Source organism: Bartonella quintana (assembly GCF_009936175.1).
Taxonomy (GTDB): Bacteria; Pseudomonadota; Alphaproteobacteria; order Rhizobiales; family Rhizobiaceae; genus Bartonella; species Bartonella quintana.
The window spans coordinates 882,029-900,976 of the sequence record NZ_AP019773.1; the positions used below are offsets into that span (position 1 = coordinate 882,029).

Sequence of the window (18,948 nt, forward strand, 5' to 3'; positions counted from 1 at the left end):
TTTTTTATGTCCTTAACAAATGGGAAGATAAGAGTAAAGAGGAAATTTATTTGTCATATCTTCTACTTTTTTCCTAACAGCCATTTCAACGGCATTATTGTCTTCATCGCTCTTTGCCATTTGGAGACCATCAAGAACTTCTGAAATCATATGACCAACTTGTACAAACTCATTTTCCGCCAAACCACGTGTCGTCGCAGCAGGTGATCCCAAACGAATCCCCGATGTTACAGATGGTGCTTGAAGATCAAAAGGAATAGCATTTTTATTACAGGTAATATGAGCACGCCCTAAAGCCAATTCAGCACGTTTTCCTGTCACTTTTTTAGAACACAAATCAACCAACAATAAATGATTGTCTGTCCCACCAGAAACAATATCAAAACCGTTACTTTGTAATGTCTTTGCTAAGGTTTTCGCATTAACAACAACATTGGCACTATAATTCTTGAAAGCAGGTTGCAAAGCCTCCTCAAATGCAACAGCCTTCGCTGCAATTACATGCATTAAAGGACCACCTTGAAGACCAGGAAAAATCGCTGAGTTAATCTTCCTGGCTAAAGTTTCGTCATTTGTCAATATCAAACCACCACGAGGACCTCGTAGCGATTTATGCGTTGTAGTTGTTACAATATGTGCATGTGGGACAGGTGAAGGATGAACACCACCAGCGACTAAACCAGCAATATGAGACATATCAACGAGCAAATAAGCACCGATCTCATCTGCAATTTCACGGAATCGTTTCCAATCCCATAAGCGAGAATAAGCTGATCCACCCGTTATAATAAGTTTTGGCTTATGTTCCTTTGCAAGACGTTCAATCTCTTCCATATCAAGAAGCTGATCTTCTTTACGCACACCATAAGAAACAACATCAAACCATTTTCCTGACATATTAACGGATGAACCATGAGTAAGATGACCACCAGAATTTAAATCCAACCCCATAAATGTATCACCAGGCTGGAGTAAAGCTAAAAATACAGCTTGATTCATTTGGCTACCAGAATGAGCCTGGACGTTAGCAAAAGCAGCACCAAAAAGCTGTTTTGCTCGTTCAATTGCTAAATCTTCAACGACATCAACAAAGCGACAACCCCCATAAAAGCGCTTTCTTGGATAACCTTCTGCATACTTATTGGTTAAAATTGACCCCTGTGCTTCAAGAACTGCCCTTGAAACAATATTCTCTGACGCAATCAATTCAATTTCGTTTTGTTGGCGTTTAAACTCTCCATTGATTGCATCAAAGATTGCAACATCAACGGTTTGTAAATTATCATTAAAAAAGCGCTTTTGTATGTCATTTGCTTGCTTGGTCATAAAATACGTTCCTAATATTAAAAAAGTAAAGCAATAAACGATACCACAGCAAGCTATGTAGACCAAATATTTTAAATTATTTTTATTTTAAAATATAACAAAGATTTGCCTTATTCGTTGGCGAATGAAGAAGATTTTTTTGCCATCTAATAATAAAATTCTAGACTTACAAACATAAATAGGGAAAAATGGGTATTGCATTTATTCTAACATTTCTTATTGCACCCTTTTTATAAGCAAGCAGCTTTCCATCTTAAAATATTCAATAATTTACGCTGATTTATAAGTGTGATAAGCTGGAGATGACAAAAAAAGTACGGATTCAAGGCAAAAGGAATGGCAACAAAAATTTTTATTGATGGTGAATATGGAACAACTGGTTTACAGATACAACAGCGGCTAACAAAGCGTTTGGATTTAGAATTACTCTCTCTTCCTCATACAGATCGACAGAATATTGATATTCGGCGAGACTATCTTAATCAAACCGACATTGCTATTTTGTGTCTTCCAGATGATGCCGCACGCGAAACAGTTAACTGGCTTCAAAAGAATAAAAAAATCAGAATTATTGATAGCTCAACAGCCCATCGTGTTGCACCAAACTGGATCTACGGGTTTCCTGAAATGACCGCCGGACACAAAAAACGTATCCAGGCAGCACATTATGTAACCAATCCTGGATGTTACCCTACCGGTGCAATTAGTTTGATTCGCCCCTTACGTGAAGCAGGTCTGCTCGATGCTTATTATCCGATATCAATTAACGCAATATCTGGCTATACGGGTGGCGGAAAACAATTGATTGCGCAAATGGAAAATCAATCTCAACAAAATAAAATTTTGCAAAACTATTTTATTTATGGTCTCAATCTTAAACACAAACATGTGCCAGAAATTAAAATCTATGGACAGATAAACCAAACACCTATTTTTGTCCCAAGTGTTGGTCGTTTTCCTCAAGGAATGATTATAAATCTTCCACTGCATCGTTATCTCTTTACAAAATCAGCAAACTGTTCTGATCTGCGTGAAATTCTTGAAAACCATTATGATGGACAAAATATCATATCCGTTGCATCACAAGAAGAGACTGATGTGCTTAGTAAACTCAATCCAGAATGCTTAGCACATAAAGATGGTATGAAACTGTTTGTTTTTGGCAACGAGAGCGAAGGGATTTTCAATTTATGTGCCATATTAGATAATTTGGGAAAAGGTGCATCCGCAGCTGTTGTTCAAAATCTTGACTTAATGCTTTCAGGGAATTAACACTTTTTAAGACACAAATTTTTATTCAACAGCACGATACGCCTCCTTTGTTGCTCGCCAGTGTACAACTGAAAAACACAATATTGCTAACGCAACACTTTGATGAATGAGCCCCAAACCTATTGGAACTTCACGTAGCAGTGTAATAATACCTAAAAATGCCTGAACAACTATCATAACACATATAAAAAATGCACGACGAGAATGGGTTGAGTGTGGAATATTCTTTTGTACATAGAAAGCGTGAATGATCGTTACAAAAAATAAAAAATACGCAAACAAACGGTGAATGAATTGAATCGTCAAAGGATTTTCAAATAAGTTGAGCCAAACAGGATTATGCTGCATTAACCCATCGGGTATGAACTGACCATCCATAAGGGGCCATGTATTATAAACTTTTCCAGCATGCAGCCCTGCAACCAAAGCACCAAAATAAATCTCAATCAAAATCAAAACAACAAGCCAACCTGCAAAATGTTGAACCCCTTGATTCGCTGGTTTTTCTGAATATTCTGTAAATCCTCGAGATAAGTAAGTAACAAAAGTAATAATAAAACATGCTGTTATAAGATGAAATGCCAAACGATACTGACTCACACTTGTTAAATTACTTTGGCCAATACCTGAAGCTACCATCCACCAACCAATAGCTCCCTGAAGAGCAATAAGAATTGGCACAATGGTAAGCTTGAGTAAAATATTTTTTTCAATACGTTTGATCGCCCAAAACCAAATTAACCCCAATAAAGCCAAAAGCCCAACAAGACGCCCAAGAATGCGATGCGCCCATTCCCACCAGAAAATTACCTTAAACGCATTTAATGTCATATCGCGATTAAGCAGCTTATATTGCGCTATCTGTTGATATTTCAAAAATTCTTCCTGCCACTGCTCTGCCCCAATCGGTGGAATTACGCCGTGAATTGGCCTCCATTCGGTTATCGATAATCCTGATCCCGTCAAACGGGTAGCCCCCCCTACTAAAACAATTGCCAAACAAAGCAATAAAATAGAATAAAGCCACACTTGAATTTGTTTTCGGTTTTTCTTTTGCAATGATGTTAAAACGTCGTTATTCAAAATTTTTTCTGCCATCTCTGATTGCCCCACGTCTCTTCCCAACCACGATACATTTCAAAATTAAATATTAAATCTTAGCTCTTTTAATATGTACTACAACTTTAGCACAAGACAAGCGTGCCTACCTACCACTTAACATGCAACGAGTATTTTATTCTTATTTTACGACATTTATGACGCAAATACGCGGTAAACAGTTTTGGGAAACTTGCTCACCATCTGCATCATCCAATCCTGTTTGTTAAGAGCAATACTACAAATATAATAGTCTGTTAGCTCTGCAAATTGCTCAGATCCATATTTAGGTTTATCCGCCATTTCTAAAATGATAAAATCATAATCTTTTTTAAATCCCTGTAATAGATGAGGGATATTATTTGAAAAATCTTGTGTACAAACAGCACTTGTTAAACCCTGAGGAAGAATATCAATCCCCGTATCATAATCACGATAAATAACATCATGCAACTGAGCTTTCCCCGTTAAAATATCACTCAATCCCCGATGTGGTCCAATGACTTTCTCTATTTGTTGACCAGAAAGATCGACTAACAGAACTGTTTTACGCTCTTTTATGAGATGAAGAGATAATTTTGCCGCCATCTGCGCGGCTTCTGGACCAATTACTGAAACAACTGTTGAAACGCAGCTTTTCAAAAAATCGGATAATCCTTCTATTGTAATACAAACCTCAAGATTTTTTTTTCCTTGAGAGACTAAAATGCTCTCATCATTTTTAAAATCATCTTCTTCCGGTTGATCTTTTTTTGTTACAAAGCATTGGTGAAACAACAAAATTCCTCCCAAAAGAGTGACTAAGCTTGCAAATACACTAATAATAATATTTTTTCCGTACAAAGCCATAAAAGAAATTGGTGCTAACGTTGTCGGCGCCACTACATGAATCTTTGTCTTTTGCAAGAAAGAAATATCCTTACTCATCTCTTTGTTTTTTGCATCTACTATTGTTCTTATTTTATTTTCTAGCTCATTAAACATTTGATTCAAATATTGGGATTGATTTGTTACAAAAAGGCTAATCCTTTTTTTGAGCTGTTCTTCAAAGTCCCTTGCAAGAATCTCATCTGAATGAATTTGATGAGCAATCTGCAAAATTTTATTTTCTAATTGATGAGAAAGCGCCTCTAATTCCGCAGTCATTGCCTTAATTTGTGGATGTGTCCAACCTAATTGTGTAACCATATGCGCTCTTTGCGTTTCTAAAAGATCACGCTTGGATTCTAATGTAGCAACCACTGAATTGCCTGCAATAAATGATAAAGATAGTAAAGACTGTTCATTTTCACGCATCATCTTAATGGTCGAATTCAAACTCGTTAAATGAATACGCTTTAAAGTTGCTTGTGTTAATTGGACAGAAAGATCATTAAGCTCCTTTTGTTTTGCCTCGTGGTAAATCAAAGAATCAACAGATGAGCGAAATCGCTGCACTAGATTAAGTACTGTAGTGTTATCATATTGTTGCTCAATTTGCTGCTCCGTTAACAATAATGTTTGTTTCTGTCTTATGATTGCTTCTGAAAATGCGGAAAACCAAGTTTCCAATCCCTGTTGAGCCGCTTCAAGTGTTTCAGCTTCAAAAGTAAGTTTGATGAGATCACCATTGCAGAATAAATGAATATTTTCACGAAAATCTTTCTTATGAGAAGCATTAAAAGAAAAATTCTGCAAGCTTGAATCATGCAAAAGTATAGGCTGTGAAAATAAAAAAGCGATAACATTCTTTCGTTTATCTACTGGCAAAGGTTTTCCTACAGAATCAGATAACGAAAATGTTAAGGTTGCCTGGTAGCCCCGTGGCTGAAAAAAGTAATACAACCAAATAAAAAATGCACATAGCACTGCCAACAGCAAAACAACCAAAACGTTTCGCATCATTGTGCATACCAGTAGTTTCCTATTGCACTTAAGATTCATTTTTATTTAAACTAGAAAAATACTTCATATTTTTTTATTAAGAGAAAGTAGTAACTATCCTCTTAACTTGAAATAATATTATTTTGAGATGAGAAAAATTTAAGCAAAAATGTTTAGCAATAGATTTAAAAAACTTTAATTCATATTTTGTTTGATATGATCTAGCCGTTTTTTTGCTTCAAAAGTGAGTACGGCTCTAATAGTAACAGAACCATCATCATGCCCTTCCTGTATTATTTCACCAGAATTTTCATAAAACCAATCAATAAGCGACATTTCATGAGGTCTTAAAAGACATTCAATGCTTTGCATTTCTCCAAAAATTCGCTTTTCAATTGCTGCTAATAATTGATCTAGTCCATCGCTCTTAAGCGCTGATACCATGACCGCAGGATTTAATCGTGTTTTTACACTTGTTTGCAAAACATTCAATGCATACTCATCTAATATATCAATCTTATTCCAAACTTCGATGATATGCTCTGTATCATCAGTATCAATACCAAGACCTGAAAGCACTTCTAAGACATCTTGGGCATGTGCGCGATGATCAAGATCTGACATATCTCTCACATGAAGAATGAGATCAGCTTCAACCACTTCTTCAAGGGTTGCTCTAAAAGCTGCAATCAAATTTGTTGGTAAATTAGAGATAAAACCTACAGTATCAGATAAAAGAATAGTTTTCCCATGGGGAAGAATAACTTTGCGCACAATTGGATCAAGCGTTGCAAACAACATATCCTTTGCTAATGCATCTGCACCGCTTAAACGGTTAAAAAGTGTTGATTTCCCCGTATTGGTATACCCTACCAAAGCAACAACTGGATGGGATGTTTTTTTTCTTTTGGCTCTATGAAGAGCGCGTGTTTTTATAACTGTTTCCAATTCGCGGCGAATACGAATAATTTTCTCTTGCAATAGACGCCTATCCGCTTCAATCTGGGTTTCACCAGGTCCACCTAAAAAACCACAGCCACCACGTTGTCTTTCCAAGTGTGTCCAACTACGCACAAGTCTACTTTTTTGATAAGATAAATGCGCCAATTCGACTTGTAAAACCCCTTCTTTCGTTCGCGCGCGATCGCCAAAAATTTCAAGAATCAAAGCTGTTCTATCAATCACTTTGCAATTCCATAACTTTTCTAAATTACGCTGCTGTACTGGTGTTAAAAAATGATCTATAATTGCAAGCTCAATATTATATTCACTTATATAATGAGCAAGTACATCTACTTTACCCTTTCTCAATAAAGTTGCGGGACATGGCGTAGGAATATTAACCGTTTCATGATGAATAACTTCTAATCTTATAGCACGAGCTAACCCTAATGCCTCTTGAACCCGAGAAGACATTGAACGCCCACATGAAGCACTTGCACTTTTGTTTTCTTGGCAAATTGGCACCAAAACAATAGCGCGTACCTGTTCTACAATCCGTGAAAAAAATCCCCCAAATCTCTCATTTTCATTAACCATGGGCACTTAAAGCATTTTAAAAACAGGATAAGAGGTTTATAATGAAATAAAGTAGCTTGTTTATTCAGAGCTTTCACCTTCAAACATCTGTACAGGTTGTCCCGGCATAATTGTAGAAATAGCATGCTTATAAACCAATTGCGCATGTCCATCACGACGCAAAAGGACACAAAAATTATCAAATGAGGTTACAATACCTGTTAGTTTAACGCCATTTACAAGAAAAATTGTAAGAGAAATTTTTTGCTTGCGCACCGTATTTAAAAATACATCTTGCAGGTGTTGTGATCGTTCTGCCATTATTCTTACACCTTCATCTTGAATTGCCTAAAATATCCGTGCACGCATATCGACTGAAAAATATCAAATTGTCAACGTAGAACCTATAAAATTTAGTAAAAGATAATTTAATATCGAGAGAAAAAATATTCTTTAAGGCAATAAGCATTCATAATCTATAGAACCAATCATCAAATATGAAAACTCCTCACATTTACTATTTCATGAATCACTGTTAAAAAATGACCTCTTAATTTTGCGCTCAAAAACAATTGCAAAATGATCCATTTCAAACCATGGGCATTTTAGGAGAATAAATAGCCAATTTCTCAATTTCTCTCATTCAGAATCAACAGAAATGGGCAGTGCAATAGTATGATGCATCAATTTGTCATCGATAACAGTATATACTGCACATATATAAAAGCATTCGCAGGCTATAGATCTCTTTAAAACACTGTGCACAACTGTTATTAAATTCCCCTTATTCAAATACAACCATCTCATGGTTTTGCTTATAATCGAGAATTGTAAACAATATTTTTTTCTGATTAAAATTAAATATTACATTGTTTTTATTTTATTTTTTACCGTTTTTGAATATACTAAAAGAGTTGCGTTAACTTTATCTTGATAAGTTTTCAAAATTTTGCCCTTAACATATTCCTTTCTAAATAATTAACAGCTAGTATACTGGCGTATATGGAGGAGGACGTATCTCTTTTCCATCTGTAAGAGTATGAGGCGAGTATGGCACGCAGAACCAAATTACAAACATTTGAAGTTGAAGTTGAAGAAGCGCTCACAAAAGCCATGAACTTTGACTTTGATGACGCGGCAATCGAAACAATATCATTCAATAATTCTGAAAATGTTGTTAATGTAGATGATTTGATTCAAAAGATTGCAACAGCAGAAGAAGAAATTTTTGTTGAAAATGGTCATTCGATTCTTGCCTCGAATATTCATGATAACACTGTTGTTGATGAATCCGTAGTGGAACAGCTTTTTTCCCAAAAACCTACGGGTGAGCTTTCAGGTGGAACTGTTCATAATACAGTGTTATCTAGGCAACTTCTTCCTGCTAATGATGATCTAACGACCCCTTTAAATTTTGAATTATTAAAGCAAAATTCTGTTTCTCGAATCTACTTGTGTACAACAGCGCTCAGTGCTCTATGGGCAGCAGGAGGTGCTTTTATTGCTCATAAGCTAGCGCCTGCTGGACTCAGTTCCTTATCCAATATTACTACTTTTTTCACATCATCAACTGGACTGGCTGTAACGGCAGGGACAACAATTCCTATTCTTATGTCTTGGGGATTTGCTCAATTAATAAAACGTTCAAATGAATTGCACAATATTGCTGTCCTTATGACAAATGCTGCACAGCGCCTTAGTGAACCACAACATATATCTGAAAAACAAGCTGTTGCTATAGGAGAAACCATTCGTGAAGAAGTAGCAGCAATGAACGAGGGAATTGAACGTACCCTTGGACGTGCTGTTGAGCTTGAAGCTATTATACAAGGTGAAGTTCATAACCTAGAAAAAGCTTACGCTGAAAATGAATCGCGCATTCATACATTAATCAAAGAGTTGAGTAATGAACGCATAGCTATTTTAAATCATGCTGATCGCGTACAATCAAGAATTAAAGGAACACAAGAACAACTAAACGATGAATTTGGCTTGGTTACTTCCAAGATTGTAACTAATGTTGAAAAGCTTGCACAAACACTTTCGCAGACGTTACAAAAACAGGGGGAAGATCTTGTTGCAAAACTTTCCTACGTAGGCGATAGTGTAACAAATCAGCTTGCTGAAAAATTTAGCGAAACCACGAAACAGGTACAGCAAAAAAACACAGAATTTTTCCATGAATTAGGGAAAAACTTTGATGATTTCTCAGAACGCTTTAATAATAATGAAAAGCAAATAGAAAAAATCTTTAATGAAACAGCTGCTAAAGCTGAAATGAATATTGCTAAAATTGCAACGCATATACAAACGGCAACAGATCAGACTCTGCACAGTATTGGAGAAAAATTTAAAATATTAGATGAAACCATTATTGATCGCAATAATCAATCTCTCCAGAATTTTGATGAAAAAATCATGCAGCTCGATGGGCAAGCAGACGAACTTTCTTCTAAATTTGATAACATAACTTCAAAAGCAATTGAAACCCTTGAAGACCGTTTAACAACTGTTGATCTTTCTCTTAAAAAACATAGTGATTCTATCATTGAATCCTTTATTGCTCGCAGTCAAACCCTAAAAGATAATGCTGAAAAGCTTGGTGATTTCTTAGACGGTTATGTCTTGAAAATTAATGCAAATCTCCAAGAAAGAACAACTGATATTACTGACGCGTTCACAAACGGACATGAAATTATTCTTTCTGCAATCGACAAAAGCAAAGAAAGGTTGAGAGAAGAAATTCAACACGTCAATAGTGCAATTGTTGATATAGTACAAGAACGTTCACAGGATTTTAAATTACAACTTTCTGATCAAAGAGCTCTGATGGCAAACATGCTCGATAACGAAAAGAATAAAATCGCTGATACATTAAAAAATCAAATTGATACCATAGCCCAAAATACTTCAGATCTTAAAAAGGTTTTAGTTGATAATGTTCAAATCGTTGATCAACATGCTGAAAATCACGCTGCAAATATAGTTCAATGCACAGAGAAACTACAAGAAGTCATCACGCAAAGCTGCAATACAACGAAAGATGCCTTAGAAGCGCAAGCTAGAAATATTGATATACGCGCTGATGCTCTGCGTGACTCTTTGGCTATTAATAGTTTTTCTCTTAATGAAGTTCTTGCAGATCAGGCGCACACACTCGAACAACGGATGGAAACAATCCATAATCTCATCGCAAAAAGTGATATACGTGTTGATGTTGCATTAAAGCAACAGATAGATTTAGTTGAGAACGCAATTGTTGCCAATAACAAGAATATTACGGAAACTGTTCAAGGACATATCAAAAATCTCGAAGGTCATACCGAAATTTTAAAGAATGTCCTTTCTCAATCCAATGGTAAATTCTTTGAATCCTTTGAAACACACCTGGAATCTTTCGATACAAATTTAGAAGTTCGTGCACATAAGATTTTTGAATGTGCAGCCATACTAGAAGAAAAATTATCCGAAAAATTTGACCAAGTACGTGAAACCATCGAAGCGCAAACATCTGCTTTCGAAGAACGCTCTGATACATTACAAACATCTATCATCCTTAATAATGAACAAAGCCAAGCAATTCAACAAGCGCTGGAAACGAGCGTTGATAATATACGCATTACATTAGAAGATTCCGTTAATACAGTTACAGGCAACCTGCGCGATAAAATTATAAAAGCCTCTGATATTCTTTCTTCTACGGGTGAACAGATAGTTTCGTCTGTTGCCAATATCGCTGTAAAAACAGAAAATATTCTCTCGGAGTCTGGCAATCGTATTGTATCAAACGTTAAACAAACAGTTTATGATACCAGTGAAAAAGTTCTTTCTGTTCTATCTGAACAGACAGCTCAGACTGTAGAATCCTTCACCACGGCGAGTCATAATGCACAAACATTGTTGAATGAAACAATCCATACTTCAGCAACAGCAATTGAAGAAGTACTCAATGAGCGCTGCAATGTTCTTCATCATTCTATGCAGAACCTTAAAAATAATCTAGGGTATCAGCTTTCTGACGTAAGTAATCATTTGGAAGAAGCAAGCAAGCAGACAGCTACTCAAATTTCCGGGCATGTTGAAAAGCTCACAGAGTTGACAAATTATTTAAATCAAGCTGCGCAGAACACAACTGAATCAATTAGTCACTTAACACAGCATATCAGTGAACAGCTCTCCCTCTCAACACAAGATGCTGAACAAAGAATTTATGCACAAAATGAGTCTTTAGTGAATAGCTTGACACAAACCAACTCTGAAACTCTTCAAACCGTAACTGCTATGAAAGAAGATCTTGTCAATAACATCTCCTCTATTCTTAAGCAGTTGAATCAATCAATTTACAGCTTCCACGAGAATAGTAATATTTTATTATCAACAGTTCAAAATATTGATGGTCAGTTTAGCGAGACTGCGAATAATTTTTTCCGCAAAACCAATCAAGCGGCTGAGCATTTATCAGCCTCAAATCAAGCGCTCAATAACAATGTAGAAGTTTTACAAGGGCTTTCACAAAACATCTTTGAAAAGATTGGGCATATAACAAGCACTTTCGGTGAACATGCTAAAACTCTTTCTGAGACCATTCACATTCTTGAACAATCCGAAAATTCGTTGAGTACAACACTTGAGGAAAAACACAAAACGCTCTCTGCATTAAGTAGTGCTCTTGTTTCAAAATCTAATGAAATCAATCAATTAATAGAACATTATGAAAATGTTCTCAGTTTGGCATTTGAACGCACTGACAAAAATACACGTAATTCCACACATTCTCTCCAACAATCACTTAATCAGCTTATTAATGAAGCTTCAACGCGTTTTTCAGGTGCAGCAGAAGATATACGTCGCTCAGCTGATGAAATTCGTTCAGAACTTTCAAAAATTAATAATGATATTAATGAGAGTGTTCAAAATTTGCCAGAAAAGACAAAGGAAACAACGCAAACAATCCGTCATGCTCTGAATGAACAAATTACAGCATTAAAAGATTTGGTAAGCGTTACACAAAACAGTGATCAAAAGAGTGCAAAAGAACAGTTAATACTGACAACTTCCACATCATCAACGTTTAATAGGAGTGATAGTGCTTCCCCTGAAATTGTCAAGAAGATAGTACCACCTGAGCCTGTCTTGCAACAAAACCAAAGCAAAAAAAGGCAAAATAAATGGGTATCGAATCTCTTAGAAAGAGTTTCGCGTGAAGAAACCTTGTATGAGAAAATGCCTGATGATGCTGTTTTTGCACCAGTACAAACAAAACAGCGTCCTGTAAGCGGCTCTCTTAACGCATTAGCAGCTGGTATAGTACGATCCATTAACCACAATGCTGTCATCGACCTATGGGATCATTATCGGCGTGGCCAAAAAAACATCGTGATAGAACGTCTTTATACCTTAAAGGGAAGAGCGATATTTGAAACGGTTAAGAAAAACTATATGGGCGATGTTCATTTTAAAAATTCCGTTAATCAGTATATTGCGGATTTTGAAAAACTCTTACGCGATGTATCCCGTAGTTCTGGTTCTTCCAACTCAGTTCGAAAATATCTGATATCGGATACTGGAAAGGTCTACACTCTGCTTGCTCATGCAAGTGGCCGTATCAAATAGCTAATAAAAAAAGTGGAAAAAGATTTTTTTCCACTTTTTCTTTTTCCAGTGGTATTCACCGCTCATCATAAAACGCGCTGGTCATAAATGTAGTATTGTGCACCAAAGGTTTAGGCGGGACGATTGACTTTCGGTTTTACAGATATTCTAAGCAATAACCCTAATTAAAATAGCGTGATCAATTATCAAACAGCATAAGCATGGCATTTCAAGAGGATGAGCATAACTTCCTCTACTTTCCGCGCCAGTCCCCTTCACACTACTTCACTTCTCGTATACAGACTATATAACAACTAACTTCATGTATAAAATGCTTACGCACAGATTTTCTAGCTAAATCTTTGTTCATTGAAATATCCATATTTGCTTACATCAGCATGGCTGATTTCATCAATGTACAAAATTCCATTTTTCAGCCTATTACAATACAAAATTGAACACAGCTCCATCTAAAGAAATTATTTTCATCCTTTATTCAATAGTAAACAAAACGACTTCCATTATTCGGCTTTCCAGGCTCCGTTAGAGAGGATACGAATATTTTAAAATTGCAAATATTATTTTATAAGTCCTATACTCACTTATAGAAATGTAAAGAGAGCATATGTTTATGGAAATCAGGTTAAATGAATAAGTGACTTTCTTCTGTTCTTTCCTTTCTTGCCAGCATTGCAAAAAATAACTCCTTGGTCATATAATGTGTAGTAATATTTTACCTGTTTTTAAAAACTGACTAAATTCAGTAAATTTTTGCTAAGAAGAAAAGAATAATCTTGCTGATGTCAATGAAATTGTTAATTAGCGCAAATGAAAAGAATCATCAAACTAGTTGAATGATCAAGAAGAATTTGCTCCAACACCTGTACATTCTTGTATTCAGAGAAATTAGGATCTATCAGTGTACAAGATCTTATCGTATATGGAACATTCATAAACGTATACTAACCTGGATATCGTAACAATGTCTACAGAACGAAATAATGATTTCAGTCCACAAAAAGCTGAACTTGATAATGCCGCACTTTTTTATCACCAATATCCCAAACCTGGAAAATTAGAAATTCAAGCGACAACACCTCTTGATAATCAGCGTGATTTAGCTCTTGCTTATTCTCCAGGCGTTGCTGCCCCATGTCTTGCAATTTACAAAGATCCCAATCTTGCTGCTCAATATACTGCTCGCTCTAATTTAGTCGCCGTTATATCAAACGGAACTGCTGTTCTTGGATTGGGAAACATTGGCCCACTTGCTTCAAAGCCGGTTATGGAAGGAAAAGCTGTTTTATTTAAAAAATTTGCGAATATTGATGTCTTTGATATTGAAATTGATGCATCCGATATTGAACAAATGGTACAAACCGTAGCTGCCTTAGAACCTACATTTGGTGGTATTAATCTTGAAGATATTAAGGCTCCTGAATGTTTTGAAATTGAAGAAAAACTTCGCGCTAAGATGAATATTCCAGTTTTCCATGATGATCAACATGGAACTGCTATTATTGTTTCTGCGGCGGTATTAAATGCCTTAAGTCTTTCAGGGAAAAAAATCGAAAATGCAAAAATAGTTGCCTCGGGCGCGGGTGCTGCAGCTCTGGCTTGTATTAATCTTTTGGTTCGCCTTGGAGCAAAAGTTGAAAATATTTGGCTTAGCGACTTAGAGGGAGTTGTTTATGAAGGTCGCAAGACACTTATGGATCGATGGAAAATCAATTATGCACAAAAAACTGATGCACGGACTTTATCCGAGATTATTGATAATGCAGATATTTTCCTAGGTGTTTCAGCAGGTGGTGTTTTAAAACCTGAATATCTGAAAAAAATGGCTCCAAATCCATTAATTTTAGCGCTTGCTAATCCAACACCAGAAATTATGCCAGAAGAAGCACGTTCTGTCCGGCCAGATGCAATGATCTGCACAGGACGCTCTGATTACCCCAATCAAGTCAACAACGTCCTTTGTTTTCCTTATATCTTCCGTGGTGCATTAGATGTTGGTGCCATCGCGATCAATGAAGCAATGAAAATAGCAGCAGTTTATGCCATTTCTTCCCTCGCGCGTGAAGAATCTTCAGATGTTGCAGCACGTGCATACTCAAAGGAACCACCCAGTTTTGGGCCAGACTACCTCATTCCCTCTCCCTTTGATCCGCGTTTAATACTGCGTATCGCTCCTGCGGTTGCTAAAGCAGCAATGGAAACGGGTGTGGCAATTCGACCAATTAGAGATATGGAAGCCTATTATGATGTCCTTAACCGATTCGTATTTCGTTCTGGCTTAACGATGAAACCGGTTTTTGCAGCAGTAAAAACAGCAAAACGTAAACGTGTAATTTATGCTAATGGTGAAGATGAACGCGTACTTCGTGCAGCACAAATTGTTCTTGAAGAACAAACAGCGATTCCTCTCCTCATTGGTCGTCCATATGTCGTGGAGGCGCGATTAAAACGCTTTGGTTTAAGAATTCGCCCCAGCATAGATTTTGAACTTATAAATCCAGAAGATGATCCACGTTTTCGTGATTATGTTAACTTATTGCTTCGTTACACAGGAAGACGTGGTGTCTCGCCTGAAGTTGCAAAAACAATCGTGAGAACATCAACAACAGCTATTGCTGCTCTCGCAGTAATGCGTGAAGAAGCTGATGCAATGATTTGCGGTCTAGAAGGTCGTTTTGAGCGTCATCTTGAATTGATTGAACAAATTATTGGACTTAATTCCAATACTAGCTGTTTTTCTTCTGTTAGTTTACTTATCTCTCCGCATCGCACTCTTTTTCTAACAGATACTTACGTCAATGAAAATCCTTCTGCAGAAGAAATAGCAGAAATGACAGTCTTAGCAGCTCAAGAAATTGAGGCATTTGGAATAACGCCAAAAGCAGCATTATTGTCGTACTCAAACTTTGGCTCCAAAAACACCGACAGTGCACGTAAAATGCGCCGTGCAACTGAAATTCTCGCAGAATTATATCCAAATTTAGAAGCCGATGGAGAAATGCAAGGTGATGCTGCGCTTTCTAAAATTTTTCGTGATCGTGTTTTTCCTGATTCACGCCTTAAAAATGAAGCGAATTTGCTTGTCTTTCCAACGCTTGATGCAGCTAATATTACACTCAATATTGTCAAAAATCTAACCAATGCACTTCATGTCGGCCCAATCTTGATCGGAGCTGCACGCCCTGTCCATATACTAACGCCTTCAGTAACTTCGCGAGGAGTTGTCAATATGACAGCTCTCGCAGTACTTGCTGCAAATAGAAAAATTCCATGATGAAATAGGTGAACCTTGCTCAAAACACAATTTCATAGCTTTTTCTAACCTTAACAAGTAATAATTTAATATTCTGCAAACCCATTTGTCCTATCAAAAAGATAACTGTATTCTAGATTAAGTTTTTTTTTAAGATAAAAGAAGTTATACAGAACATTGTTAAAGTATTTTCTAAAACCACAAATTAAATAAGGAATTATACATTGCCCTCTACGTTTGATAAAGTTGCTGATATTATCGCAGAAATCAGTGAAATTGATCACAGCATGATCACACCTGAAAGTCATACAATTGACGATTTGGAAATTGATAGCCTTGATTTTCTTGATATTGTTTTTGCTATTGACAAAGCCTTTGGAATTAAAGTTCCATTAGAACAATGGACTCAAGAAGTCAATGAAGGTGGAGTTGCAACTGAAGAATATTTTGTTCTTAAAAACCTTTGCGCAAAAATTGATGAACTCGTTACCCTAAAACAGGCTGGTTAATTTTCTCACTATGCTTGATCAAGCTGTATTTATCACTGGTATAGGACTCATAAGCTCTCTCGGTGAAGGGACTGCTCATCATTGGAATCTCTTGAATGATCCCACAGTCACACTAAATCTTGATTGTTCAACTTTTTCTCCCTACACTGTCCATAAATTGCCGGAAGTTGACTGGAATTTACAAATTCCCAAAAGAAATGATCAACGGCAAATGGGAACGTGGCAACGCCTTGGTACTTACGCAGCTGGCCTTGCTCTTGATGACGCAGGTATGAAAAATAATGAACAATTAACATCGACAATGGATATGATCATTGCAGCAGGTGGAGGAGAACGTGATATTGTCGTTGACACACAGATTCTTTCCAAGGCACGCAGAGCAGCTGATCATGCTTCCATGTTAAATTCAATCCTTTCAACTGAACTTCGTCCAACTTTGTTTTTAGCGCAACTTTCAAATCTTTTGGCTGGAAATATTTCAATTGTTCATAAAGTAACAGGATCTTCTCGTACCTTCATGGGAGAAGAAGGATGTGGACTTTCTGCTATTCAAATTGCTGCGGCTCGTATTCGATCAGGACAAAGTACACATGCGCTGGTTGGCAGCTCCTATAATGCACAAAGTTATGATATGTTATTGGCACATGAGCTTGGAGGCCTCTTAACACGCAGTGGATGGACACCGGTATGGGAGCGTAAAAATTGCCTTGGCGGTGGTGTCATAACTGGTTCTGGTGGCATCTTTCTGGTCCTTGAAAGCGAGGAACATGCAAGAAACCGTAATGCACGTGTTTATGCTGAAATTAAGCAAATCATCACGGATCAAACAGACAGAATGAAAATTCCACTTAAAAAATCAATTGCAACGATGTTGAAAACAATAGAAGCTAAATCTGCCTTGGCTATTTCAGCTGCTTCAGGATTTCATGAAGTAACAGAAGCAGAACAAAATGCCCTTGATGATGCTGATATGTTTTACCGCGGGATTACAACATTATTTGGTTATATGCGCGAGGCGCAATTTCTTTTAGCACTTGCACTTTCTGCTATTACTGTTGAAAAAAAGCGCTGTTTTCCAGCGTTAAGTGCCCATGAAAAGCCTTTTTCTAAAGAAGTGCATGAAGCATTTGTTACGACTATTGGTATAAAAAGAGCTGAAGGTATAGTACGCCTCACTGCTGTTTAAAGGGGATTTCTACAGTGCAATATAACGATCATCTTGGACGTCCGCTTGTAGCAATAACTGGCGCAGGAGTTGTAACATCACTAGGGCAAGGTAAACATGAAAATTGGCAGAAATTAACAAACGGTGTTAGTGGCATCCATAAAATAACGCGCTTTCCCGTTGAAGGGTTAAAGACACAGATTGCTGGAACAATTGATTTTCTCAAAGAAAGCACGCTTGGTGCTTCAGCTCTCTCTGAAAAACTTGCTGATCTTGCAGCAGAGGAAGCTCTAGCGCAAGCAGTTTTTGATAAAAAGAATTTTAATGGGCCATTATTTTTAGCTGCTCCTCCTGTTGAGCTTGAGTGGAACGCGCGTTTTACTCTTGACCAAGAGGGAGTATTAAATGATGTACCTTCCTATAAACATCTTCTTGAAGTTTGCAGCCATCAACTTCATGAGACGCTGTTTGAAACAACACAATTTGGTGCAATTGCAGCAAAGCTTCAAGAAAAATTTGGAACAAAGGGGCTTCCCGTTACGCTTTCAACCGCTTGCGCATCTGGTGCAACAGCGATTCAATTAGGTGTTGAATCTATTCAACGAGGAGAGACAGATCGCGCTCTCACAATTGCAACAGATGGTTCAGTTTCAGCAGAATCCCTTATTCGCTTTTCGTTATTATCTGCTCTTTCAACCCACAATGATCCTGCAGAAAAAGCAGCAAAACCCTTTAGCCGTGACCGCGATGGGTTTGTTATGGCAGAAGGATCAGGTGCTCTTGTCCTTGAATCTCTTAAAAGCGCATTAGAACGTAATGCGACAATTTTGGGAATTTTGGCTGGATGCGGTGAAACAGCAGATGATTTTCACCGTACACGTTCAAAGCCCGATGCATCACCTGCAATTGAAGCAGTTCGCAAAGCCTTGGATGATGCTCAAATAACCATAAATGAGATCGATTATATTAATGCCCATGGAACTTCAACACCTGAAAATGAAAAGATGGAGCATCTCGCATTATCAACAGTTTTTGGCGACGTTTTAGAACACATTCCAGTATCTTCCAATAAATCAATGATTGGTCACACATTAACTGCTGCCGGTGCCATAGAGGCTGTCTTTTCACTGTTAACCATTCAATCGGGAATAATCCCCCCTACAATCAATTACAATGATCCTGATCCTGCTATCCCTTTAGACGTCGTTCCTAATCATAGCCGCAAAGCCCGTGTCAATGCGGTTTTGTCAAACTCATTTGGATTCGGCGGACAGAATACTAGTCTTGTTATTACAGCATATAAAGGATAATCCTTTTATAACAACCAAACTTTG

The 18,948-nt window shown here is 37.1% G+C and carries 11 protein-coding genes; 6 read left to right on the top strand and 5 right to left on the bottom strand.

The annotated features are described in order from the left end of the window. Positions 1-12 precede the first annotated feature (12 nt). On the bottom strand, positions 13-1,326 hold the full coding sequence (gene glyA, locus MF1_RS03585; protein ID WP_014924012.1) for a serine hydroxymethyltransferase: 1,314 nt from the start codon (positions 1,324-1,326) through the stop codon (positions 13-15). 336 nt (positions 1,327-1,662) lie between these two features. Between glyA and argC the strand changes: the two genes are divergently transcribed. Beyond that, complete coding sequence (gene argC / locus MF1_RS03590; RefSeq protein ID WP_014924011.1) at positions 1,663-2,598, top strand: N-acetyl-gamma-glutamyl-phosphate reductase; 936 nt, start codon at positions 1,663-1,665, stop codon at positions 2,596-2,598. Between the two features lie 21 nt (positions 2,599-2,619). Here argC and MF1_RS03595 read toward each other — a convergent pair whose 3' ends face one another. The 4 genes from MF1_RS03595 to hfq form a co-directional block, all read right to left on the bottom strand. Next, positions 2,620-3,696 (bottom strand): COX15/CtaA family protein, encoded by a 1,077-nt coding sequence (locus tag MF1_RS03595; protein ID WP_174235335.1) that lies wholly within the window; start codon positions 3,694-3,696, stop codon positions 2,620-2,622. A 156-nt stretch (positions 3,697-3,852) separates the two neighbouring features. After that, positions 3,853-5,619 (bottom strand): hypothetical protein, encoded by a 1,767-nt coding sequence (locus MF1_RS03600; protein ID WP_174235336.1) that lies wholly within the window; start codon positions 5,617-5,619, stop codon positions 3,853-3,855. A 135-nt stretch (positions 5,620-5,754) separates the two neighbouring features. Next, positions 5,755-7,098 carry a GTPase HflX gene (gene hflX, locus MF1_RS03605; protein ID WP_161510486.1) on the bottom strand — a complete coding sequence of 448 codons (1,344 nt, stop codon included), beginning with the start codon at positions 7,096-7,098 and terminating at the stop codon, positions 5,755-5,757. Positions 7,099-7,158: 60 nt separating this feature from the next. Continuing rightward, positions 7,159-7,398 carry an RNA chaperone Hfq gene (gene hfq, locus MF1_RS03610; RefSeq protein WP_011179303.1) on the bottom strand — a complete coding sequence of 80 codons (240 nt, stop codon included), beginning with the start codon at positions 7,396-7,398 and terminating at the stop codon, positions 7,159-7,161. Between the two features lie 729 nt (positions 7,399-8,127). Between hfq and MF1_RS03615 the strand changes: the two genes are divergently transcribed. The 5 genes from MF1_RS03615 (at position 8,128) to MF1_RS03635 (ending at position 18,924) form a co-directional block, all read left to right on the top strand. Then, entirely contained in the window at positions 8,128-12,690 is a 4,563-nt protein-coding gene (locus MF1_RS03615) for an apolipoprotein A-IV repeat region-like domain-containing protein (RefSeq protein WP_161510487.1), read from the top strand. A 961-nt stretch (positions 12,691-13,651) separates the two neighbouring features. Beyond that, positions 13,652-15,961 (top strand): NADP-dependent malic enzyme, encoded by a 2,310-nt coding sequence (locus tag MF1_RS03620; RefSeq protein ID WP_161510488.1) that lies wholly within the window; start codon positions 13,652-13,654, stop codon positions 15,959-15,961. A gap of 203 nt (positions 15,962-16,164) precedes the next feature. Beyond that, positions 16,165-16,449, top strand: coding sequence for an acyl carrier protein (locus MF1_RS03625; RefSeq protein ID WP_014924005.1), 285 nt, complete (start codon positions 16,165-16,167; stop codon positions 16,447-16,449). A gap of 10 nt (positions 16,450-16,459) precedes the next feature. After that, entirely contained in the window at positions 16,460-17,635 is a 1,176-nt protein-coding gene (locus MF1_RS03630) for a beta-ketoacyl-ACP synthase (RefSeq protein WP_161510489.1), read from the top strand. Positions 17,636-17,649: 14 nt separating this feature from the next. After that, positions 17,650-18,924 (top strand): beta-ketoacyl-ACP synthase, encoded by a 1,275-nt coding sequence (locus MF1_RS03635; RefSeq protein ID WP_161510490.1) that lies wholly within the window; start codon positions 17,650-17,652, stop codon positions 18,922-18,924. Positions 18,925-18,948 lie beyond the last annotated feature (24 nt).